This window comes from Pseudomonas sp. MF08817 (assembly GCF_059862705.1).
Window position 1 is genome coordinate 61,392 of record NZ_JCBCUY010000011.1, and the last position, 21,666, is coordinate 83,057.

Sequence of the window (21,666 nt, forward strand, 5' to 3'; positions counted from 1 at the left end):
CGCGCGCTGCCTAACCCTGCACTTGCCCAAGCAAATGGCTGATGGCCGTCTTCAGTTTCATCGGCCGCACCGGTTTGTGCATCAGGGTGTGGCCCAGTTCGCGCATTTGCAGTTTCAGTTCATTGCTGTAGTTGGCGGTAATCATCAGCGCTGGCAAGGCACTGGCGCGGCGGGCGTTGATCTGGGCCACGGCGTCCACGCCATTCTTGCCCTGGTCCAGGTGATAGTCGGCGATCAGCAGGTCAGCCTCGCTGTGGTAGTTGTCCACCTGGCGCGCCAGGTCTTCTTCCGACAGTGCGGTGACCACTTGGCAGCCCCAACTCTCGAGCAAGGTGCGCATGCCGGCGCAGATCGCCGCGTCGTTATCGAGTACCCAGATCCGCGCCCCGCGCAAGCGTTCCACCAGCAGTTCACTCAGGGCCAGGCGCGGCGCCGGTTTCGGCGCGGTGGCCGACAGCGGCACCTCCACGGCGAACACCGAACCCTTGCCCGGCCACGAGCGCACGCTGATGCGGTGGCCAAGAATGCCGGCGATTTTTTCCACGATGGCCAGGCCCAAACCCAGGCCACGGTCCTGGTTGGGCCGCTGCACGTCGCCGCGTTTGAACTCCTGGAAAATCTCTTGCAGCTTGTGGGCCTCGATGCCCATGCCGCTGTCCCAGACCTCGATGGACAAGCGCTGGCGGTGGCGTCGGCAACCCAGCATCACACGGCCGCTGGGGGTGTAGCGGATGGCATTGCTGAGCAGGTTGCGCAGGATCCGCGCCAGCAGCTGCACGTCACTGCGCACCAGCGCCGAGCAGGCGACAAAGTGCAGTTGCAGGCCTTCGCTGCGGGCCACGTGGGCGTACTCGGCGGCCAGGTTTTCCAATAATTCGCTGAGGGCGAATGGCGCGATATCGGCCTTTATCACCCCGGCATCGAGCTTGGAAATGTCCACCAGGGTGCCCAGCAGGTTTTCCACGTCTTCCAGGGAGTTGCTGACGTTGCGCACCAGCACCGCGTTGGCCAGCGGCTCGCGGCGCTCCAGCAGGGCACTGGTGAACAGCCGCGCGGCGTTGAGCGGTTGCAGCAGGTCATGGCTGACCGCCGCGAGGAACTTGGTCTTGGACAGGTTGGCCTGTTCGGCCTCCAGCTTGGCTTCGCGCAAGCGCGATTCGACGCGGCTGCGTTCGTCGATCTCGCGCAGCAACTGGTCGTTGAGGCTGGTCAGCTCGGCCGTGCGCTCGCGCACCCGCAGTTCCAGGTTCTGGTAGGCCTGGTGCAGGGCTTCGGCGGTGCGCCGCCGTTCGGTGATGTCGCGGATCAGCACGAAAATCCCCACCACCTCGCCGCTGGCCAGGCGATTGGGCACATAGGAGCGCAGCATGTAGCGCTCCTGGCCATTGATATTGGTTTCGGGGAACTCGAACGTCACGCTCTCGCCGTCCAGCGCTCGCGCCACGTAGGCCTCCAGGCGCCGGTAGTGTTCTTCGCTGTGCACCTGGCGCAGGCTTTGGCCAAGCATCACGCCCCGGGGCCAGCAGTACCATTCTTCGTAGACCTTGTTGGTGAACTCATACACCAGGTCAGCGTTGAGGTAGGCGATCAGCGCGGGCACGTGGTCGGTAATCAGGCGGATCCAGCGTTCGCTTTCGCTCAGGGCTTCGGCGTGCTGGTAGCGCTCGGTGATGTCGGTGAAGGTGTTGACGAACCCACCCGTGGGCAACGGATGGGTGCGGATCTCCAGCACCCGGCCATCGTACAGGCGTTGCTCGCACTCACGCACCACACGGCCATTGAGGTCGCGGCTGGCCGGGGTGAGCAGGCTCAGTTCGCTGTCGCCGATGACCTCGGCGAACGGCCGGTGGGCCGCCACCGGCGCCAGGCCACTGAGTTCCAGGAAGCGCCGGTTCCACAGCTCCAGGATGCCCTCGGCGTTGACCATGGCCACGCCCTGGGACAGGTTGTCCACGGCCCGTTGCAGCAGGTGCGATTTTTGCGCCACCGCTTGTTCGCGGCGCACGGTTTCGCTGAGCTTGACCTCGGTGATGTCGGTGAACAGGATCACCCGCCCGCCCTCTTGGGTCGGCCGCTCGCTGACCTGCAACCAGCGCCCGTCCTGCAAGCGGTACAGCAGGTGTTCGTCGGCGTGGCCGCGCGGCTCTTCGCTGAACAGCCCGGTGCCGGTCATTAGGCGTTTGACTTCGCTCAGGCGCATACCGGCGATGATGCGCACCCGGCTGTTGGCCCAGAACGCCTTGAAGCGGCTGTTGAACAACACGATGCGCTGTTCTTCGTCGAACAGCACGAAGGCGTCGGAAATGCTCTCGATGGCGTCGATCAGGTGCCGGTGCGCGGTTTCGGCGCGCAGCCGCGCTTCGCTAAGCAAGTGGTTGCCGGCCTTGAGTTCGGCCATTGCCTGGTTCAACGCATCGGTGCGTTCGCGCACCTGTTCGGCCAGCACCACCGAGTGCTGGAACGCCGAGTAAGGGTCGTTGCCACGGGTGCCGCCGGATTCGATGCGCTCGATCAGCGCACCATTGATGCGTTGCAGCTTGCGGTTCTGCTCGCGCAGGGCATCGACCTGCCCTTGCAGGTCAACGGCCGTGGCGGGTGCGGTTGCGGGCAATGGCGACGCCGGTGAAGGTCTGGTTGATGTGCATGCCATTGAACTGTTCTCCGTAGGTGTTGAAACCCAGCACCCGTTGTTCGCGCAAAAAAGCGCCGATCTGCTCCAGGCTGCCGTCGTCTTCCAGTTCCAGGCGCCGCAGGAAGCAGTCGCAGCCGATGGTCAGCAGCAACTCCCCCAGGCGCGCCTGCAAACCATCGAACAAGGTATGCAGGTTGGGCAGCAGCGGCCCGGGGGTCATGGCCGTAAGGACGATGCCGTTCTCCACCGCGCAGTAGAAACTCAGGCTCAAGTCCTCGTGCACCTGTTGGATAGCGCGCACGTAGTACTGCTCATTGATGCGCACGGCCAAGGGGTGGGCGGCGAACACCCGGTGGTCCAACTGGGCCACCGGCACGCCGATATGCCGCGCGTATTCTTGGGCGGCGGGCTCGGCGTTGAGCTCGTAAACCCGGCGCTGCGGGCTGTCGGCGTGGGTCACCACCAGTTTTTCCGCCCGCGGCAGGATGTGATGGGTGGTGAACACCTCGAAATCCAGCCAGGTATTGACCAGCACCACCACCGCCGCGCCGCTGTGGAATTCACCGTTGAAGTAGACGTGGGTATGGGTCAGGTAATTGTCGTCCCCGGCCGAACCGCCAAAGTGCGGGATATCGCCCAGGGCGGCACTCAAGGCGGCGAGGACCATTTCCTCGCGGCTGGACAAACCGTCGAGCAAGGTCAGGGCAAAACTGTTGCCCTTGATCGGCGCCAGGCTGTTGCTGCGGCAATCGCCGGCCAGGCGCTCGACCATCTGCTGGGCGTCGATCAGGCTGAAGTGCTCCATCTGGTCGATCAGTTCGAGGGCGATGGAAAAATGCCGATGGTCAAACCCCACCGCCGTGATGCAGCCGCGCCCGTAGCCGTTGGGGGTGATCTCGCCGGCGCTGGTGCAACCCGCCAGGCGAATACCGCCAAAACTCTGTGCCAGGGCACGGCCCAGGGCCTGCAAGTCGTACTCGGCGGAGCAGAAAAACAACACGAAGCCCAGATGCGGGTGCAACAACTGCCGCGCCAGATCCTGGGCCGCTTGCTCCGCATCGGTCGCTTGGGACATGGCACTGACGACACCTTCGGCCTGGCCTTGCTGCATGTTCGCCTCCCGCGGGTGCGCTGTCTTGAGCGCTGAGTGTACGAAGCCCCGGGGCGGCACCCTATGCTACTTGGGTACTGGGTGAGGGGTTCGATGGGAGGACATGGGCTGGCGGTCAGGACCGCCCTTTGCAGCGGACGTGCGAGAGGCTTGAGCCAATGACACCGCGACGTGCGAGGAGCCTGCTAAGACGCAGGGGCCAGCGCAGTGGCCTTCGGCCTTGTGTTCGACTAGCAAGCGGGCGACCCCGCTTGCTATCGACGAGAGGAAGGGTTTAACGGTCAGTGAACTGTGGCGCTCGCTTGGCGATGAAGGCGGCCATGCCTTCTTTCTGGTCCTGGGTGGCGAAGGCGGCATGGAACACACGACGCTCGAAGCGCACGCCCTCGGCCAGGTTCACTTCGAAGGCGCGGTTGACGCTTTCCTTGACCATCATCGACACCGGCAGCGACTTGGCGGCGATCACCGCGGCGACTTTCAGGGCTTCTTCCACCAATTCATCGGCGGGCACGATGCGCGCCACGATGCCAGCACGCTCGGCTTCCACCGCATCGATCAAGCGCCCGGTCAGGCACATTTCCATGGCCTTGGCCTTGCCCACGGCGCGGGTCAGGCGTTGGGTGCCACCCATGCCTGGCAGCACGCCGAGGTTGACTTCCGGTTGGCCGAACTTGGCGTTGTCGCCGGCCAGGATGAAGTCGCACATCAGCGCCAGTTCACAACCGCCGCCCAAAGCGAAGCCGGCCACCGCCGCGATGATCGGCTTGCGGCGGTTGGCGATGCGGTCGCTGTCGCTGAACAGGTCGTCGAGGTAGATCTGCGGGTAGGTCAGCTCGGCCATTTCCTTGATGTCAGCACCGGCGGCGAAGGCTTTCTTCGAGCCGGTGATGACGATGCAGCCGATGCGCGGGTCGGCTTCCAGGCTGTCGAGGGCCTGGTTCACTTCGCTGACGATTTGCGCGTTCAGCGCATTGAGCGCCTGCGGGCGGTTGAGGGTGATAAGGCCGACGCGGTCGTGAATGTCCAACACAATGGTTTCGTAGCTCACAGATAAACTCCTGTTCAAAGATTGCGCGAAATGACCATGCGCTGAATGTCGCTGGTGCCTTCGTAGATCTGGCACACCCGCACATCGCGGTAGATGCGCTCCAGCGGGAAGTCGTTCAAATAGCCATAACCGCCCAGGGTTTGCAACGCTTGCGAGCAAACCTTCTCGGCCATTTCCGAGGCGAACAGCTTGGCCATCGAGGCCTCCACCAGGGCTGGTTTGCCGCTGTCGCGCAGGGCGGCGGCGTAATGCACCATCTGCCGTGCCACGGCGATCTGGGTGGCCATGTCCGCCAGGCGAAAAGCCACGGCTTGATGCTCGATGATCGCCTTGCCGAAGCTCTGCCGCTCGCGGGCGTAGTCCCGGGCAGCCTCGAATGCGGCGCGGGCCATGCCCACCGATTGCGAGGCGATGCCCACCCGCCCGCCTTCGAGGTTGGCCAGGGCGATGCGGTAGCCTTCGCCCTCCTCGCCCAAGCGGTTGGCCACCGGTACTTGGACGTCCTCGAAAAGGATCTGGCAGGTGTCGGAGGCGTGCTGGCCGAGCTTGTCTTCCACCCGCGCCACGCTGTAGCCCGGGGCGTCGGTGGGCACGATAAAGGCACTGATGCCGCGCTTGCCGGCGCTGGGGTCGGTGACGGCGAAGACGATCACCACCCCGGCGTTCTTGCCCGAGGTGATGAATTGCTTGCAGCCGTTGAGCACGTAGTGGTCGCCCTCACGGCGCGCGCGGGTTGTCAGGCCGCTGGCGTCAGAGCCGGCCTGGGGTTCGGTTAGCGCAAAGGCACCGAGCATCGCGCCGCTGGCCAGGGGCTTGAGGAAGCGTTCTTTCTGCTCGTCGCTGCCGTAGTTGAGGATCGGTACGCAACCCACCGAGTTGTGCACGCTCATGATGGTCGAGCAGGCACCGTCGCCGGCGGCGATTTCTTCCAAGGCCATGGCGTAGGCCAGGTAACCGGTGTCGCAACCGCCCCACTGCTCCGGCACCAGCATGCCGAAAAAACCCAGCTCGGCCATTTCGCCCACAGCCTCGTGGGGGAAGCGGTGTTCCCGGTCCCACTCGGCAGCGAAGGGCTTGAGCCGCTCCTGGGCGAATTGCCGGGCGGCGTCGCTGATTTGTCGTTGTTCGTCATTGGGCAGCATGGGGGTTTCCTCAGTACAACACTTCAACGGCCATGGCCGTGGCTTCACCGCCGCCGATGCAGATGGCCGCGACACCGCGTTTCAGGCCTTTCTGGCGCAGGGCCCAGAGCAGGGTCACCAGGATCCGCGCCCCAGAGGCACCGATCGGATGACCCAGAGCACAGGCGCCGCCGTGGACGTTGATTTTTTCGTGGGGGATGTGCAGTTGGCTCATGGTCACCAGGCTGACCACCGCAAACGCTTCGTTGACCTCGAACAGTTCGACCTCGTCCAGGGCCCAACCGGTTTTGCTCATCAGCTTGCGGATCGCGCCCACCGGGGCCACCGGGAACAGGCTCGGCGTATCGGCAAACGCCGCGTGGCCGTGGATCACTGCCAGCGGCGTAAGGCCGCGCTTTTGCGCTTCACTGCGGCGCATCATCAGCAACGCCGCCGCGCCATCGGAGATGGAACTGGAGTTGGCCGCGGTAACGGTGCCGCCCTCGCGAAACGCCGGTTTGAGCCCGGCGATCTTGTCCAGCTTGGCCTTGGGCGGCTGTTCGTCGTCGCGGATGGTTTTTTGTTCTTTGCCCACGGTCACGTGCAGCGGCACGATTTCGGTGTGGAACAAACCGTCGGCGATGGCTTGCTGGGCGCGGGTGGTGGACGCGATGGCGAAGGCGTCCTGGGTTTCACGGCTGAAACCGTGTTCCTCGGCGCAGTCTTCGGCGAAGGTGCCCATCAGGCGGCCCTTGTCGTAGGCGTCTTCGAGGCCGTCGAGGAACATGTGATCGAGCACCCGGCCGTGGCCCATGCGGTAGCCGCTGCGGGCGCGGTCCAGCAGGTACGGCGCGTTGGACATGCTTTCCATGCCGCCGGCCACCACCGCGTCGGCGCTGCCGGCCAGGAGCATGTCGTGGGCCAGGATGGCCGCTTCCATGCCCGAGCCGCACATTTTGTTCAGGGTGGTGCAGCGAGTGCCCTTGTCCAGGCCGGCGCCGAGGGCGGCCTGGCGTGCCGGAGCCTGGCCCAGGCCCGCGGGCAGCACACAGCCGAACAACACTTCATCGACGCCATCGGCACCAACACCCGCCCGCTCCACGGCGGCGCGGATAGCTGCCGCGCCCAGTTGCGGCGCGGTCAGGCTTTTCAAATCGCCCTGGAAGCCGCCCATGGGCGTGCGTACAGCGCTGACAATCACAATCGGGTCGTGGGCAATAGTCATGGCAAATCCTCCTTATTTCGCGGCCATACGCAAGGCACCGTCGAGACGGATCACCTCGCCGTTGAGCATGCTGTTTTCAATGATATGCCGGGCCAGCGCGGCGTACTCGGCCGGTTTGCCCAGGCGCGGCGGGAACGGCACGCCAGCGGCCAGGGAGGCGCGCACTTCTTCGGTCATGCCGGCCATCATCGGCGTCTCGAAAATACCGGGGGCGATGGTCATTACGCGGATGCCAAAACGTGCCAGTTCGCGGGCCGCCGGCAGCGTCAGGCTGGCAATGGCGCCCTTGGACGCCGCGTAGGCAGCCTGGCCGATCTGGCCGTCGAATGCCGCCACCGACGCGGTGTTGATAATCACCCCGCGCTCGCCGTCGGCGTTGGCCTCGCCCTGGGCGATGACCTCGGCGGCTAGGCGCATCAGGTTGAAGCTGCCGATCAGGTTGACGTTGATGACCTGGCTGAAACTGGCCAGGGCATGGGGGCCGTTCTTGCCCAGGATCTTCTCGCCGCGTACCACACCGGCGCAGTTGACCAAGCCGTGCAAACCGCCAAACGCCGCCACCGTGGCCTCGACCGCTGCCTGCGCCGCCGCTTCCTGGCTGATGTCTGCCACCACGCTCTGCGCCTGCGGGCCGAGGGCCTCGGCCTGGGCGGCGACCGCCTCGGCGTTCAAATCCACCAGCATCACTTTGGCGCCGGCCTTGACCAGCATCTGTGCGGTGGCCGCGCCCAGGCCCGAGGCGCCGCCGCTGACCATAAATACCTTGTTTTCAATCTGCATCGTCGTGTCCTTGGGTTCAGACCTTGTGGGCCGCGGCCTCTTGAGCCTTGGCGATTTCCTGGTTGCGCAGGATGAAGCGCTGCAACTTGCCGCTCGGGGTTTTCGGCAGCTCGCTGACAAATTCGATTTCACGGGGGTAGGCATGGGCGGCCAGGCGTTTGCGCACGTGTTGGCGCAGTTCTTCGGCCAATTCCGGGTGGCCCTCGAAACGGGCGCCGAGCACGACGAAGGCCTTGACCAGTTCGGTGCGCTCCGGGTCGGGTTTGCCCACCACGGCGGCCTCGACCACGGCCGGGTGTTCGATCAGGGCACTTTCCACGTCGAAGGGGCCGACCCGGTAGCCGGAGGTGGTAATCACGTCGTCGCTGCGCCCGACGAAACTGATGCTGGCGTCGGGGTTGAGTTCCACGGTGTCGCCGCTCAGGTAGTAGTCGCCGACGAAGGCCTTGGTCGGCGCGCCTTGGTAACCGGCGAACCAGCACATCGGCGACTGGCGGCGGTCGATGGCCAGAATCCCCGGTTGCCCGGCCGCCAGTTCCTGATGGTTGTCGTCCAGCACCACGATGCGGTGCCCCGGCGAGGCGAAACCCGCCGCGCCCAGGTGCACCGGGTGCGCCAGGCCGTGGTGGTTGCACAGCACCATGCCCAGTTCGGTCTGGCCGTAGTGATCGTGGATCACCACCCCCAGGTTGTCGGCGAACCAGCGGATCACCTCTGGGTTCAAAGGCTCGCCGGCGCTGCTGACGATGCGCAAACGGCCCTTGATGGCGCGGGCGAACTCGTCGCCCCCGGCGATCAGCATGCGGTAGGCGGTGGGCGAACCGGTGAGGTTGCTGATGGCGTATTTGTTGATGACCCGGCAGGTGCTTTCCACGGTGAACGGGCCATCGTAGAAGGTGATCGGGTGGCCCATGGACAAGGGCCCCGCCACGCCGAAGTAAATGCCGTAGGCCCAGCCCGGGTCGGCGAGGTTCCAGAAGGCGTCTTCGGGGCGCAGGTCCACGGCATCGCGGGTGTAAGCCTGGAACGCCACCAGTGCCTTGAGTGGCACGGCCAGGGCCTTGGCCGGGCCGGTGGTGCCGGAGGTGAACATCATCAGGAACGGGTCTTCGCCGCTCAGCAACACCGGTTCGCAGTCGGCGCTGTGGTTGCCCAGTTCGGCCCAGAAACTCCAATCGCCGCGCACGATGCCCTGGCCCTTGGGGCCGCCGACGGTGACGATGGCTGGGCAATCCGCCACTTCGCTGAGTTTGGGCCGGTTCACCGCGTCAGTGACCACCACGGTGGCGCCGGAGCTGACGAGGCGATGTTCGATAGCCTTGGGCCCGAACGCGGTGAACAGCGGTTGGTACACCGCCCCCAGGCGCCAGGTGGCGAGCACGGTAATCAGCAACTCGACATTGCGCGGGAGCAGGCCTGCGACCCGGTCGCCCTGCTTGACCCCTTGGGCACGCAGAAAATTGGCGAAACGCGCGGCTTTGTCCTGCAAGTCGCTGAAGGTATAGGTCGCGCTGCTGGCGTCGCGGCCCTCCCAGAACAGCGCAATGCGCCCAGGTAAGGCATGCCGGTCGCAGCACTCCACGCAGGCATTAAGTGCCTGCAGATTGCCCGCCAGGGTGGCGTTTACAGTGTGGTGGTAATCGAATTGCGCCGCGGCCGTCAGGTAATCGCGCATCAGCAGAATCCCTCGCTGTTGTTATTAGGATGGGAGCTACACAAAAGCCTGCAAATACTGGCGCCCTGGGCCTGGGGGGACAATGGTCAAAGCCACCAAGTTACTTGACTGGTTTGGCCATGGTTGATCGACATCGCGTTTGTAGCCAGCAGGCTCGCCTGCGCAGCGCCCCTCGACGGGGTTGTGCCGTGGCGATGTTGCGGCCGCTGCACGCGCGAGCGCTTGCTACGGTTCGTCGAGGATCAGGCTGCGGTAGTGGCCGGGGTTGGAGCCCGACCACTTGCGAAAGGCCTTGTAGAACGAGCTGACGTCGGCAAAGCCCAGGCGCGTGGCGATCTCGGCGAAGCTGATCTGCGGTTCGGCCAACCAGACAATCGCCAGCTCCTTGCGCACGCTGTCCTTGAGGCCCTGGTAGGTCTGGCCCTCCTGCGCCAGGCGCCGGCGCAGGGTCGAGGCGGACATGCACAGGCGCTGGGCCTGGGCTTGGGTTTCCGGCCAGTGGGCAGCGGGGAGTTGGCGCAGCTCGTGCTTGATGCGGCTGGCCAGGCTTTGCGGGTCGCGGTACTTGACCAGGATGTTGGCCGGGGCCTGGGCCAGAAAACGCTTGAGTTCATCGAGGCTGCGCTTGATCGGCAGGTCCAGGTATTCGGCCGAGATAATCATCCGCGTGCGCGGGCGATCAAAGCGCAGGTTGTCGGAAAACATCACCTGGTAGTCGTGGCAAAAGTCCGGTGCCGCGCAGCGCAGTTCGATGGCCAGGATCGGGATGCGCCGCCCGGCCAGCCAACAGGCTACGCCATGGACGATCATCCAGTAGGTGAAATAGGTGAAGGCCCGGCGCGGTTCGGCGCTGTCCTCCAACAACACGATCTCGGCCAGGCTTTGCTGGCGCACCAGTTGCGCCGGCAGGTGTTCGAGCATCAGCGACAGAAACTCCAGCCCCGTGGCCAGCCCCGCGGCCAGGCTGGGCTGGGCCATGGCGCTGCGGCAGAGGAACGCCAGGCTGCCGGACTTGAGCTTGCGTGGGTCCATGGCGAAGAACTCGTCGTCCAAACGCCGGGCCAGCAAGCGCCACAACCGCGCATAGGCAGTGGCGGGCACGCGGGCAGTGGGGTCGGCCAGCAGAAGCGGGTCGATGCCTACTTTGCCCAGCACCTCGGCAGCGCCATCGGGCTCGCAGCTCTGGAGCAGCGCTTCGCGGACCAGGTGGATGGAGATGCTGTCTTTTTCCGCCATTTGACCGAATTGAGCCTTGATCGGGTTGAGGTGACGGCCATCTTAGGCGGGGACGGCAAAAAAACCAGTAGCCATTGGTTGAAGGCTGGCGCTCAGAGGATGCGATAGAGCAGCCGCTCGATACGCACCCGGCTGACCCGGCGCAGGAACTTGCCGACGGCGGCAGGGTACTCGGCCAGGGTTTCCAGTTGCTGGTAGCGCTCGATGCGCTGGGTGTGGCGGAAAATCGCCTGCAACTCCTGCTCCCGTGGTGCCAACAACTCGCCCTTGGGGTCGTCCAGCAGCAAGGCGTTTTCCAGGTCCAGGCGAAACGCCCGGGGGTTGAGGTTGTTGCCGGTGAGCAAGGTGTAGCGCTGATCGACCCACATGCCCTTGAGGTGGTAGGTGTTGTCGCCGTCGCGCCACAGGTGCAGGTTGAGCTTGCCGCTGTCGATCATGTGCTGATGGCGCTTGGCAAAGCGGCGCAGGCTGATTTCGTAGAGGTACGGCAGCGCCGCGATCACGCGAAACGGCTCGCAGGGCGGGATATAGAAATCGTTGGCGGTCTTGTCGCCGACCACGATGTCGATTTTCACCCCGCGCGCCAGGGCGCGGTTGATCTCCCGGGTCACCGCCAGGGGCAGGTTGAAGTACGGCGTGCAGATGGTCAGTTGCTGCTGGGCACTGGCGATCAACTCGCAGATCACCCGGCTCAGCGGGTTGTTCTTGCCCACGCCGAGCAGCGGGCTGACCGACAATTCACCCATCACCACACGCCCGGCACTGGTGTCGTAGGCGGCGTGCTTGAGGCGGCTACGCAAATCGCCGATGTCGTTACGCAGGCTGCGGGTGGTGGGCAGGTTCGGCAGGTCGAGGCGATGCACCGCCCGCGACGCCACCAGGCCATGTTCCACCAGGTGCTGCATGGAGTCGGCCAGGGCCGGGCATTGCAGCAGGTGATAACGGTCGAAGCGGTACTTGTCGAATTTGTGCAGGTAGACGTTGTTCAGGCTCGCGCCGCTGTACAGCACGCAGTCGTCGATCACGAAACCCTTGAGGTGCAGCACACCGAACAGCTCGCGGGTCTGCACCGGCACGCCGTAGATCGGCACTTCGCTGCTGTGCAGGCGCGTCTGTTCCTGGTACCAGGCACTGTTGCCCGGTTGCTTGCCGGCGCCGATCAGGCCCCGTTGGGCGCGCAGCCAGTCGACCATGACCACGATATCCAGCTGCGGCCGGGCGGCCTTGGCGGCGTGTAGGGCGTCGAGGATTTCCTGGCCGGCCTCATCGTGTTGCAGGTACAGGGCGACGATGTAGATGCGCCGCGTGGCCTGGGCGATTTTCTCCAGCAGGCAACGCCGGTAGTCGGCGGCACTGTCGAGGATGGTCACGGCGTCGGCGGTCAGCGGGAAACCGCGCAGCTTGGGCAACAGGGAGCGTTTGAAAAGCGACGGCATAAGGCTCGCAAAAAGGTCTATTCCGAAGAGCGCAAGAGCTTACACCAAGGAAAGGTTTGGGTCTTGTGGCGCGAATGTCTATCGCCTGGCAGGAACGCCTGAGGGAGCGGGTTCCCACAGGTAGAGGGCTTATGGGTAAGATAGCGCCCTGCCCTTGCCCTCCTGCCCCGCCGAATAAGTCGATCCCATGCCTTTGGAACTCAGCGTAGACCTCACCACCCTCGCCATTCTTGCCCTCGTGGCCTTTGTCGCCGGTTTCATCGATGCCATTGCCGGAGGTGGTGGTTTGCTCACCACTCCCGCCCTGCTCACCGCCGGGTTGCCGCCGCATCTGGTGCTGGGCACCAACAAGTTGAGTTCCACCTTCGGCTCAGCCACCGCCAGCTTCACGTTCTACCGGCGCAAACTGTTCCACCCGCGCCAGTGGCTGCACGCGATTGTCGGCACCCTGGTGGGGGCGCTGACCGGCGCCATCGTCGCCCATTACCTGCCCGCCGAGTGGCTGAACAAGATGCTGCCGGTGATTGTCTTCGGCTGTGGCCTGTACCTGTTATTCGGCGGCACGCCCAAGGCGCCGCTGGACGCCGACGCGCCGATCAAGAAAAAGTGGCAATCGACCCAAGGCTTCGGCCTGGGTTTCTACGATGGCGTGGCCGGCCCCGGCACCGGGGCGTTCTGGACCGTCAGCAGCCTGCTGCTCTACCCCATCGACCTGGTCAAGGCCAGCGGGGTGGCACGCAGCATGAACTTCGTCAGCAACATCGCGGCGCTGTCGGTGTTCATCTTTTCCGGGCAGGTGGACTGGATCATCGGCCTGAGCATGGGCCTGGCGGTGATGGTCGGCGCGTTCTTCGGGGCGCGCTCGGCCATCAGTGGTGGGGCGAAGTTCATTCGCCCGGTGTTCATTACCGTGGTGCTGGGCCTGACCGTGCGCCTAGCCTGGCAGCACTGGTTCGCTGTGGCCTAGGCGCCGCGCCACATACAGGTCGATCAGGTAGCGGGCGATCGAGCGTGACGCCGGCAATGGCGGCAGCGCATGGATGTTGAACCACTGGGCATCTTCGATCTCGTCTGCTTGCGGCACGATCTCACCGCCCGCGTACTCGGCGTGGAAACCCAACATCATCGAATGGGGAAACGGCCAGCACTGGCTGCCCACGTACTGGATGTTGCGCACCTGCACCTGCACTTCTTCGCGCACTTCGCGCACCAGGCAGTCTTCGGCCGACTCCCCTGGCTCGGCGAACCCAGCCAGGGTGCTGTAGACGCCGCTGACAAAACGTGGCGAACGGGCCAATAGCACCTCGTCGCCACGGGTAACCAGCACAATCATGCTCGGCGAGATGCGCGGGTAATGGCGCAGGTCACAGGGTTGGCAGTACATCGCCCGCTCCCAGTGGATCTGCGCCATCGCCTGGCCGCAGTTACCGCAGAAGCGGTGTTCGCGGGCCCAGGTGCCGATTTGCGCGGCGTAGCCCAGCACCTTGTAGAGGGTGTGATCGCCGTCGAGCATGAAACCGCGCAGCCCCTGCCAACGGCAACCCGCCACGTCGGCGGGGGCATTGAGCTCCAGCAGGTACACCGGCTCGCCATCGAGGTGGCCGATGCCGTGCTCGCCCAGGATCGACAGATCCTGGCGCTTGAGCCATTCGCGCGGGAACAGCGCGCCATTGTCATCGAGCAAAAAGCCATCGCGGCTGCGGGCCACGGCCCAGCCTCCCGGCACATCGGTATCCAGTACGGCGGTGGTCCAGCGTGAAGTCATAGGTGCTCAGTCCGCGAATTCAGGTTTCTGCTTGCTCATATGGGCGGCCATGGCCACGCGCAGGTCGGCCGATTGCAACATCGCGGCGTTCCAGGTGGCTACGTATTCCAGGCCATCGTTGATGCTGTGGTCACGCATGTAGCTAATCATTTGCTTGGTGCCGGCGACGGCGATCGGCGACTTGGCGGCGATTTCCCGGGCAATGCCCAGTACGCCGTCGAGCAGGCCGGCGGCATCGCTCCAGGTGCGGTTGACCAGGCCGATGCGCAGCGCTTCTTCGGCGCCAAAGGTGCGCCCAGTGTAAGCCAGTTCGCGCAGCATGCCGTCACCGATGATGCGCGGCAGGCGTTGCAGGGTGCCAACGTCGGCGGCCATGCCGATGTCGATTTCCTTGATGGAGAACTGCGCGTCATCAGCGGCGTAGCGCATGTCGCAGGCCGAAATCAGGTCGATGGCGCCCCCCAGGCAATAGCCCTGAATTGCCGCCAGCACCGGTTTGCGGCATTGGTCCACGGCGTTGAAGGAGGCTTGCAGTTGCAGGATCTTGCGCCGCAGCAAGCGCGCGTTGCGGCCCACGTCCTTGCCGAACTCGTTGGCCACGCTGGCCAGCATCATCAGGTCGATGCCCGAAGAAAAATGCTTGCCGGCGCCACTGAGTACCACCACGCGCACGGCGTCGGTGTCCTCGACCCACTGGAAGATCTCGATGATCTCGGTCCAGAACGCGGCGTTCATGGCGTTGATTTTTTCCGGGCGGTTTATCTGCACATGGGCGATGTTGTCTGTCAGTTCGACGCTGAACGCTTGGTATTGCGACATGGCAGTGATCCTTTACCGGAGAAAAAAGAAGGCCGAACTATAACGCGCCATCCCCCGGCGGAGTAAGGCAGCGCATCGGCCAAAAGCGGGACTGCCCAGCAAACCCCAGTGGGGCGGGCCTGACCGCGCCGTGCTCACTCCTGCACCGGCAGCCACAGCACAAACCGCGCGCCGCCCAGGGGCGAGGCTTCTACGGTGAGGCTGCCGCCCTGCACTTGCAGGGCCCGGCGGCTGAGGGCCAGGCCCAGGCCGAAGCCTCCGGTGGCACGATCGCGGCTGCGGTCCAGGCGATAGAACGGCTCGAATATCCGTTCGCGTTCGTCGTCCGGGATGCCAATGCCGTCGTCGTCCACCCATACCTCGCAACCGTCGGCCAGCACCTGGACGCTGACCTGGATGCGCTTTTCGCAGTAGCGCATGGCATTGCGCAGCAGGTTTTGCAGGGCCCGGGCGGTGAGGCGCGGGTCGAGGGTGAAACGGTCGAGTTCGCCGTACAGGAGCACGTCGATCACCACTTCCGGGGAGATCTGCTCGTCGTCAACGCTACCCAGGATGCTGTCGATGAACTCGTCGAGGGACACCTGCACCCGTTCGGTCAACTGCGCCGGGTGCTGCAAACGGCTGTAGGACAGCAGTTCCAGGACCAACTCGTCCAGTTCGCGGATATGCGCCACCAGCCCTTGCAGGCGTTGGCGGCTGGCGGCGGGCATTTCGTCGGAGAGGGCCAGGGCCAGGCCGAAATCCAGGCGTGTGAGGGGCGTGCGCAGTTCGTGGGACACGGCATTGAGCAGGTCGCGCTGCTGGTTGAGCAGGTTTTCGATGTCATCGGCCATGGTGTCGAACACGTGGGCCAAGGCGCCGATGTTGGAGCTGGGCGGAATATGGGTGCGCTCGCTCAGGTGGCCCTTGCCCAGGCGTTCGGCGGTGCTACGCAGGCGCTCCAGGTCGCGCCAGTGGGGGCGCAGCCACAGCAGCAGGCACGCCAACAGCGCGGCGCCGATCAGCACGTTGATGCTCCAGTACAGCAAGTTGACATCCAACGGGTCGGGCGGCACCACCAGTTTCACCGCCACCTGGTCGTCCAGCGGTGCCACCGCCAGGGTGCGCCACCCCCAGGCGCCCAGGCGCACGACCTTCTCGCCCCGTTGCAGGCGTTCGGTTTCATACAGGCTGAAGTCTGGGTCGTCGTTGCGCACCAGGGCGATTTGCAGTGGGTGGAACTCGCCGTCCATGCGGGCGGCCAGGGCCGGCCACTGCTCGGCGGGCAGCGTGCGAAACTGCTGCACGATGAGGTTTTGCAGGCCCCGGGACTGGTCCAGGTTGTAGCTCAGGAAACGCTCGTTGAAGACCTTTATCACCAGGTCCGGCACCAGGTAGAGCGCCGCGCTGAAGGTGACGATGGTTATCAGGTACAGGCGCACCAGAATCCGCAACATGGCTTCAGTATTCCCATTCCGAACGGCTGAACAGGTAGCCCTTGCCCCACACGGTCTTGATCTTGCGCGCCTCGCCGGCATGGTCGTCGAACTTGCGCCGCAGCTTGGAGATGGCCACGTCCACCGAGCGGTCGGTGCCGTTGAACTCGATGCCGCGCAGGCGTTGCAGGATCTGGTCGCGGCTCAACACTTCACCGGCATGGCGGGCGAGCACCACCAGCAGGTTGTATTCGCCGCTGGACAGCTCCACCGGTTGCTCGCGCCAGGTCACCGTGCGTTCGGACAGGTCGATGCACAGGTTGCCCATCAGGATACGGTCGCTGGCCGACTGCGGTTCGCCCAGGCTGCTGCGGCGCAGCAAGGTGCGCACCCGCGCCAGCAATACCCGCGGCTCGCAGGGCTTGGTCACGTAATCGTCGGCGCCCATTTCCAGGCCCAGCACCTGGTCGTGGCTGTCGTCACGGGCAGTGAGCATGAGGATCGGCAGGCTCGCCGAGTCGGCGCGCAGCAAGCGGCACACTTGCAGGCCATCGAGGCCAGGCAGCATCAGGTCGAGGATCACCAGGTCCGGCGGCGTACTGCGGGCGCGCTCGCGTACCTGGTCGCCGCGGCTGATGACGTTGACGTGATAACCGTTGCGCTCCAGATAACTGGCGATCAGCTCGGAGAGCGCGGGGTCGTCTTCGACCAGGAGAATGTTGGGCATGGGGGGCGTCCGGGCAGTGCGGTGGCGGTATCCGGTTGTGGCAGCGAGCCTGTTCGCGATGGTGTGACCCAAGCCAGCCTCTTATCGGCTGATAGGCCACTATCGCGAGCAGGCTCGCTCCCACGGGCCGAACACAAGGTTCAAGCCGCGCAGGATATACGCCTTGCGCCCTGTGGGAATCCCGCCTTCACACTTTTTCACACAGGCACTACATAGCTTCACAGCAGCCCTTGACCGCTGCCCGTAGCATGCCGGGGTCATTATTGGGGTATCCGCATGTCGAGAAAACTGGTTGCGCCGCTGTGCCTGTTGGCCATGGCCTTGTTATTGAGCGCTTGCGAGAAAACGTCCACCGCCGAAGCTCCGCCCCCCCTGGCTAGCGTGCGGATCGAGACGGTGCAGGCCCGGCCGCTGTCCATCAGCAGTGAATTGAGTGGGCGCATTGCCGCGCCACGCATGGCCGAGGTGCGGGCCCGGGTCGCGGGCGTGGTGCTGCAACGCACCTTCGCCGAGGGCAGCGACGTGAAAAAAGGCGACGTACTGTTTCGCATCGACCCGGCGCCGTTCAAGGCTGACCTGGACAGTGCCGAGGCGAACCTGCGCAAGGCTCAGGCCAATGCGTTTCAGGCGCGCCTGCAAGAGCAGCGCTATAGCCAGTTGATCGAAGAAAAAGCCATCAGCGCCCAGGACTACGACAACGCCCGCGCCGCCGCCCGGCAAACCGCTGCCGACGTCGCCGGCAATGAGGCCGCGGTGCAGCGGGCGCGGTTGAACCTGGGCTATGCCACGGTGACGGCGCCGATTTCCGGGCGCATTGGCCGTGCGTTGGTCACCGAGGGTGCCCTGGTGGGCCAGAACGAAGCCACGCCCCTGGCACTGATCCAGCAACTGAACCCGATCCACGCCGACCTGACCCAATCGACCCGTGAACTCAACGACCTGCGCCGCGCCCTGCGCGCCGGGCAGTTGCAGCAGGTCGGCCAGGGCCAGGCCAAGGCGACGCTGATCCAGGACGACGGCAGCCTCTACCCCTTGCCGGGCAAGTTGCTGTTCACCGACATCACCGTCGACCCCAGCACCGGGCAGATCATCCTGCGTAGCGAGTTCCCCAACCCGGACCTGGACCTGCTCCCGGGCAGTTTCGTGCGGGTGCGGGTCGAGCAAGCCGTCGATCGCCAGGGCATCAGCGTGCCGCAACGGGCGATCCTACGGGACAGCGCCGGCCAGGCCCAGGTGTTGGTGCTGGACGGCGAAGAGCGGGTCAGCCAGCGGAACGTGCAACTGGCCTCGGTGCAACAGGACCGCTGGATTGTGACCGAAGGCCTGAAGCCCGGTGACCGCATCGTCACTGAGGGCCTGCAACACGCACGCCCCGGCGAGAAAGTACAGATCGACAGCAGCCCTCTGCCACTTGCCCAGACGTCTGGCCAGTAATCGGGAAGCCTTTTCATGCCGCAATTCTTTATTGACCGCCCGATTTTCGCCTGGGTGGTCGCCCTGTTCATCCTGCTCGCCGGTGCCCTGGCCATCCCGCAGTTGCCGGTGGCCCAGTACCCCAACGTCGCGCCGCCCCAGGTGGAGATCTACGCCACCTACCCCGGCGCCTCGGCGCAAACGGTGGACGAGAGCGTGGTCAGCCTGATCGAACAGGAGCTCAACGGCGCCGATCACTTGCTGTACTTCTCTTCCCAGAGCAGCCTGGGCAGCGCCACCATCACCGCCACCTTCCAACCCGGCACCAATCCGGAAATGGCCCAGGTAGATGTGCAGAACCGCCTCAAAGCCGTGGAGCCGCGCCTGCCCCAGGCTGTGATCCAGCAAGGTTTGCAGGTAGAAAAGGTGTCGGCGGGCTTCCTCTTGCTCATCACCCTCACCTCCAGCGACGGCAAGCTCGACGACGTGGCCCTGAGCGACTACCTGGCGCGCAACGTGATGAACGAGATCCGCCGCCTCGATGGCGTCGGCAAGGCCCAGTTGTACGGCGCCGAGCGCGCGATGCGGGTGTGGATCGCCCCCCAGAAGCTACAGGGCTTCAACCTCACCCCGGCGGACGTGAATGCCGCCATCGCCGCGCAGAACGCCCAGGTCTCGGCGGGCAGCATCGGCGATTTGCCGAGCCGCCCGGGCCAGGAAATCACTGCCACTGTGCTGGTCAAGGGCCAACTGTCCACACCTGAAGAGTTCGCCGACATCGTCCTGCGGGCCAATCCGGATGGTTCCACCGTGCGCCTGGCGGACGTGGCGCGGGTGGAAGTGGGCAGCCAGGAATACCAGTTCGGTACACGCCTGAACGGCAAGCCGTCCACCGCTGTGGGCGTGCAACTGTCGCCAGGGGCCAACGCCCTGAGCACCGCCAACGCGGTACGGGCGAAGATGGACGACTTGGCGCGCTATTTCCCGGCCGGCGTGGAGTACAAGATCCCCTACGACACCTCGCCCTTCGTCAAAGTCTCGATTACCAAGGTGGTGTACACCCTGGTGGAGGCGATGGTGCTGGTATTCGCAGTGATGTTTCTGTTCCTGCAGAACATCCGCTACACCCTGATCCCCACACTGGTGGTGCCGGTGGCGCTGATGGGCACCTTTGCGGTGATGCTGACCCTGGGTTTTTCGGTGAACGTGCTGACCATGTTCGGCATGGTGCTGGCCATCGGCATCCTGGTGGACGACGCCATTGTGGTGGTGGAGAACGTCGAGCGGATCATGGTCAACGAGGGCCTTTCGCCGCGTGAAGCCACGCGCAAGGCGATGACCCAGATCACCGGGGCGATCATCGGCATCACCCTGGTGCTGGTGGCGGTGTTTATCCCCATGGCATTCATGCAGGGCTCGGTGGGGGTGATCTACCAGCAGTTCTCGCTGTCGATGGCCACGTCGATCCTGTTCTCGGCATTCCTAGCGTTGTCCCTGACCCCTGCCCTGTGCGCGACCCTGCTCAAGCCGATTGCCAAGGGCGAACACCACGCCAAGGGCGGGTTCTTCGGCTGGTTCAACCGCCGTTTCGAGCAGTTGAGCGACGGCTACGAGCGTTCGGTGGCCTATGCGCTCAAGCGCACCGGGCGCTACTTGCTGATCTACGGCGTGCTGCTGGTGGGCCTGGGGCTGTTGTTCAGCCGCCTGCCCTCCTCCTTCCTGCCGGTGGAAGACCAGGGCTACACCATCACCGATATCCAGTTGCCGCCAGGCGCCAGCCAGCCGCGCACCATCGAGGTGGCCAAGCAGATCGAGGCGCACAACGCCGGCGAGCCGGGCGTGGGCGACACCACGATGATCCTGGGCTTCAGCTTTTCCGGCAGCGGGCAGAATGCGGCGCTGGCCTTCACCACGCTCAAGGATTGGGCCGACCGTGGCAGCGACGACTCGGCGGCCTCGATTGCCGACCGCGCCAACGCCGCCCTGAGCCAGATCAAGGACGCCGTGGCCTACGCCATCCTGCCGCCGCCCGTGGATGGCCTCGGCACCTCCAGCGGTTTCGAGTTCCGCTTGCAGGACCGTGGCGGCCTCGGCCACGCAGCGCTGATGGCGGCGCGCACCGAACTGCTGGCCGCCGCGGAAAAGAGCCCGGTGCTGGTCAACGTGCGTGAAAGCGCGTTGGCCGAAGCGCCACAGGTGCAGTTGGAGGTAGACCGCAAGCAGGCCAACGCCTTGGGCGTGTCCTTTGCCGAGATCGGCAACATCCTGTCCACGGCGGTGGGTTCGGCCTACATCAACGATTTCCCCAACCAGGGCCGCATGCAGCGGGTGATCGTGCAGGCCGAAGGCGATCAGCGCAGCCAGGTGGCGGATTTGCTCAACATCCACGTGCGTAACAGCAGCGGCAAAATGGTGCCACTGTCGGCGTTCGTCCAGGCCAAGTGGATCCAGGGCCCGGCGCAGTTGACCCGCTACAACGGCTACCCGGCCATCGCCATTTCCGGCGAACCGGCGCCGGGCCACAGCACCGGTGAAGCCATGGCGGAAGTCGAACGCCTGGTGGCACTGCTGCCCACCGGGCTGGGCCAGGAATGGACCGGGTTGTCGTTGCAGGAACGCTTGTCCGGCGCCCAGGCGCCGATCCTGCTGGGGCTGTCGTTGCTGGTGGTGTTCCTCTGTTTGGCGGCACTGTACGAGAGTTGGTCGATCCCCACTTCGGTGTTGCTGGTGGTGCCGCTGGGCGTGCTGGGCGCGGTGCTGGCGGTGACGTTGCGGGGCATGCCCAACGATGTGTTCTTCAAAGTGGGCCTGATTACCATCATTGGCCTGTCGGCGAAGAACGCGATCCTCATCATCGAGTTCGCCAAGAGCCTCTACGACGAAGGCCACGACCTGCTGGACGCCACGGTGCAAGCCGCGCGCCTGCGCTTGCGGCCGATCGTAATGACCTCCCTGGCCTTCATCCTCGGCGTGGTGCCCCTGGCGCTGGCCACCGGCGCCAGTTCCGCGAGCCAGCAAGCCATCGGCACGGGTGTGATTGGCGGGATGATAACTGCCACCCTGGCCGTGCTGTTCGTACCGGTGTTCTTTGTGGTGGTGATGAAACTGGTGCGTAAGCGCCCGGGCAAGGATTGACCGATGGCAGGGGGCAAAACCCTGTGGGAGTGGGCTCGCCCGCGATGACAGCGTGACTGCTGATAGGCCTGTGTCGGCGGTACGGGCCTCATCGCTGGCAAAGCCCGCGCCCACGCAAGCCCGCGCCC

The 21,666-nt window shown here is 64.9% G+C and carries 16 protein-coding genes; 3 read left to right on the forward strand and 13 right to left on the reverse strand.

Annotated elements, in window-relative coordinates; all coding sequences use genetic code 11:
- Positions 1–10: 10 nt before the first annotated feature.
- The 9 genes from nahK to pssA form a co-directional block, all read right to left on the reverse strand.
- Positions 11–2,650, reverse strand: a complete 2,640-nt coding sequence (nahK, locus tag AC19YR_RS08875; protein WP_176465086.1) for a hybrid sensor histidine kinase/response regulator NahK/ErcS' — start codon at positions 2,648–2,650, stop codon at positions 11–13.
- The gene (gene nosP, locus AC19YR_RS08880; protein ID WP_095108422.1) at positions 2,580–3,743 is read right to left on the reverse strand and encodes a nitric oxide-sensing protein NosP; all 1,164 of its coding nucleotides are present in this window, start codon (positions 3,741–3,743) and stop codon (positions 2,580–2,582) included. Before nosP ends, nahK begins: the two co-directional genes overlap by 71 nt.
- 274 nt (positions 3,744–4,017) lie before the next feature.
- Positions 4,018–4,791 carry an enoyl-CoA hydratase gene (locus tag AC19YR_RS08885; protein ID WP_095108423.1) on the reverse strand — a complete coding sequence of 258 codons (774 nt, stop codon included), beginning with the start codon at positions 4,789–4,791 and terminating at the stop codon, positions 4,018–4,020.
- A gap of 14 nt (positions 4,792–4,805) precedes the next feature.
- A complete protein-coding gene (locus AC19YR_RS08890; RefSeq protein ID WP_095108424.1) occupies positions 4,806–5,933 on the reverse strand; it encodes an acyl-CoA dehydrogenase in 1,128 nt (375 codons plus the stop codon).
- Between the two features lie 10 nt (positions 5,934–5,943).
- Positions 5,944–7,137, reverse strand: coding sequence for an acetyl-CoA C-acyltransferase (locus AC19YR_RS08895; protein ID WP_095108425.1), 1,194 nt, complete (start codon positions 7,135–7,137; stop codon positions 5,944–5,946).
- A 12-nt stretch (positions 7,138–7,149) separates the two neighbouring features.
- Positions 7,150–7,917, reverse strand: a complete 768-nt coding sequence (locus AC19YR_RS08900; protein WP_095108426.1) for an SDR family NAD(P)-dependent oxidoreductase — start codon at positions 7,915–7,917, stop codon at positions 7,150–7,152.
- A 16-nt stretch (positions 7,918–7,933) separates the two neighbouring features.
- On the reverse strand, positions 7,934–9,592 hold the full coding sequence (locus AC19YR_RS08905; RefSeq protein ID WP_500598041.1) for an AMP-binding protein: 1,659 nt from the start codon (positions 9,590–9,592) through the stop codon (positions 7,934–7,936).
- A gap of 225 nt (positions 9,593–9,817) precedes the next feature.
- Entirely contained in the window at positions 9,818–10,828 is a 1,011-nt protein-coding gene (locus AC19YR_RS08910) for an AraC family transcriptional regulator (RefSeq protein WP_095108428.1), read from the reverse strand.
- A gap of 92 nt (positions 10,829–10,920) precedes the next feature.
- On the reverse strand, positions 10,921–12,264 hold the full coding sequence (gene pssA / locus AC19YR_RS08915) for a CDP-diacylglycerol--serine O-phosphatidyltransferase (RefSeq protein WP_500598044.1): 1,344 nt from the start codon (positions 12,262–12,264) through the stop codon (positions 10,921–10,923).
- A 187-nt stretch (positions 12,265–12,451) separates the two neighbouring features.
- Between pssA and AC19YR_RS08920 the strand changes: the two genes are divergently transcribed.
- Positions 12,452–13,231 carry a TSUP family transporter gene (locus AC19YR_RS08920; protein ID WP_095108430.1) on the forward strand — a complete coding sequence of 260 codons (780 nt, stop codon included), beginning with the start codon at positions 12,452–12,454 and terminating at the stop codon, positions 13,229–13,231.
- Here the strand turns inward: AC19YR_RS08920 and nudC are convergent.
- The 4 genes from nudC to AC19YR_RS08940 form a co-directional block, all read right to left on the reverse strand.
- Positions 13,199–14,029: an NAD(+) diphosphatase gene (gene nudC / locus AC19YR_RS08925; RefSeq protein WP_095108431.1), complete on the reverse strand. Its 831-nt coding sequence runs from the start codon at positions 14,027–14,029 to the stop codon at positions 13,199–13,201. The two genes, AC19YR_RS08920 and nudC, sit on opposite strands and share 33 nt — an antisense overlap.
- A gap of 6 nt (positions 14,030–14,035) precedes the next feature.
- Positions 14,036–14,848, reverse strand: a complete 813-nt coding sequence (locus AC19YR_RS08930) for a crotonase/enoyl-CoA hydratase family protein (RefSeq protein WP_095108432.1) — start codon at positions 14,846–14,848, stop codon at positions 14,036–14,038.
- 134 nt (positions 14,849–14,982) lie between these two features.
- Positions 14,983–16,284 carry an ATP-binding protein gene (locus AC19YR_RS08935; protein WP_095108433.1) on the reverse strand — a complete coding sequence of 434 codons (1,302 nt, stop codon included), beginning with the start codon at positions 16,282–16,284 and terminating at the stop codon, positions 14,983–14,985.
- A gap of 4 nt (positions 16,285–16,288) precedes the next feature.
- Complete coding sequence (locus AC19YR_RS08940) at positions 16,289–16,990, reverse strand: response regulator (protein ID WP_095108434.1); 702 nt, start codon at positions 16,988–16,990, stop codon at positions 16,289–16,291.
- 276 nt (positions 16,991–17,266) lie between these two features.
- On the opposite strand from AC19YR_RS08940, the gene AC19YR_RS08945 reads away from it, so the two are divergent.
- Both AC19YR_RS08945 and AC19YR_RS08950 read left to right on the forward strand, forming a co-directional pair.
- Positions 17,267–18,424, forward strand: coding sequence for an efflux RND transporter periplasmic adaptor subunit (locus AC19YR_RS08945; protein ID WP_095108435.1), 1,158 nt, complete (start codon positions 17,267–17,269; stop codon positions 18,422–18,424).
- 15 nt (positions 18,425–18,439) lie between these two features.
- Complete coding sequence (locus AC19YR_RS08950) at positions 18,440–21,538, forward strand: multidrug efflux RND transporter permease subunit (RefSeq protein ID WP_500598046.1); 3,099 nt, start codon at positions 18,440–18,442, stop codon at positions 21,536–21,538.
- Positions 21,539–21,666: the final 128 nt, after the last annotated feature.

Bases quoted from the DNA above. Each gene is read 5' to 3' on its own strand.
- AC19YR_RS08890 (WP_095108424.1), bottom strand. From the start codon at position 5,933: ATGCTGCCCAATGACGAACAACGACAAATCAGCGACGCCGCCCGGCAA.
- AC19YR_RS08910 (WP_095108428.1), bottom strand. From the start codon at position 10,828: ATGGCGGAAAAAGACAGCATCTCCATCCACCTGGTCCGCGAAGCGCTG.
- AC19YR_RS08950 (WP_500598046.1), top strand. From the start codon at position 18,440: ATGCCGCAATTCTTTATTGACCGCCCGATTTTCGCCTGGGTGGTCGCC.
- nudC (WP_095108431.1), bottom strand. From the start codon at position 14,029: ATGACTTCACGCTGGACCACCGCCGTACTGGATACCGATGTGCCGGGA.
- AC19YR_RS08945 (WP_095108435.1), top strand. From the start codon at position 17,267: ATGTCGAGAAAACTGGTTGCGCCGCTGTGCCTGTTGGCCATGGCCTTG.
- AC19YR_RS08895 (WP_095108425.1), bottom strand. From the start codon at position 7,137: ATGACTATTGCCCACGACCCGATTGTGATTGTCAGCGCTGTACGCACG.
- AC19YR_RS08920 (WP_095108430.1), top strand. From the start codon at position 12,452: ATGCCTTTGGAACTCAGCGTAGACCTCACCACCCTCGCCATTCTTGCC.
- AC19YR_RS08900 (WP_095108426.1), bottom strand. From the start codon at position 7,917: ATGCAGATTGAAAACAAGGTATTTATGGTCAGCGGCGGCGCCTCGGGC.
- AC19YR_RS08935 (WP_095108433.1), bottom strand. From the start codon at position 16,284: ATGTTGCGGATTCTGGTGCGCCTGTACCTGATAACCATCGTCACCTTC.
- pssA (WP_500598044.1), bottom strand. From the start codon at position 12,264: ATGCCGTCGCTTTTCAAACGCTCCCTGTTGCCCAAGCTGCGCGGTTTC.
- nahK (WP_176465086.1), bottom strand. From the start codon at position 2,650: ATGGCATGCACATCAACCAGACCTTCACCGGCGTCGCCATTGCCCGCA.
- AC19YR_RS08940 (WP_095108434.1), bottom strand. From the start codon at position 16,990: ATGCCCAACATTCTCCTGGTCGAAGACGACCCCGCGCTCTCCGAGCTG.
- AC19YR_RS08905 (WP_500598041.1), bottom strand. From the start codon at position 9,592: ATGCGCGATTACCTGACGGCCGCGGCGCAATTCGATTACCACCACACT.
- nosP (WP_095108422.1), bottom strand. From the start codon at position 3,743: ATGCAGCAAGGCCAGGCCGAAGGTGTCGTCAGTGCCATGTCCCAAGCG.
- AC19YR_RS08930 (WP_095108432.1), bottom strand. From the start codon at position 14,848: ATGTCGCAATACCAAGCGTTCAGCGTCGAACTGACAGACAACATCGCC.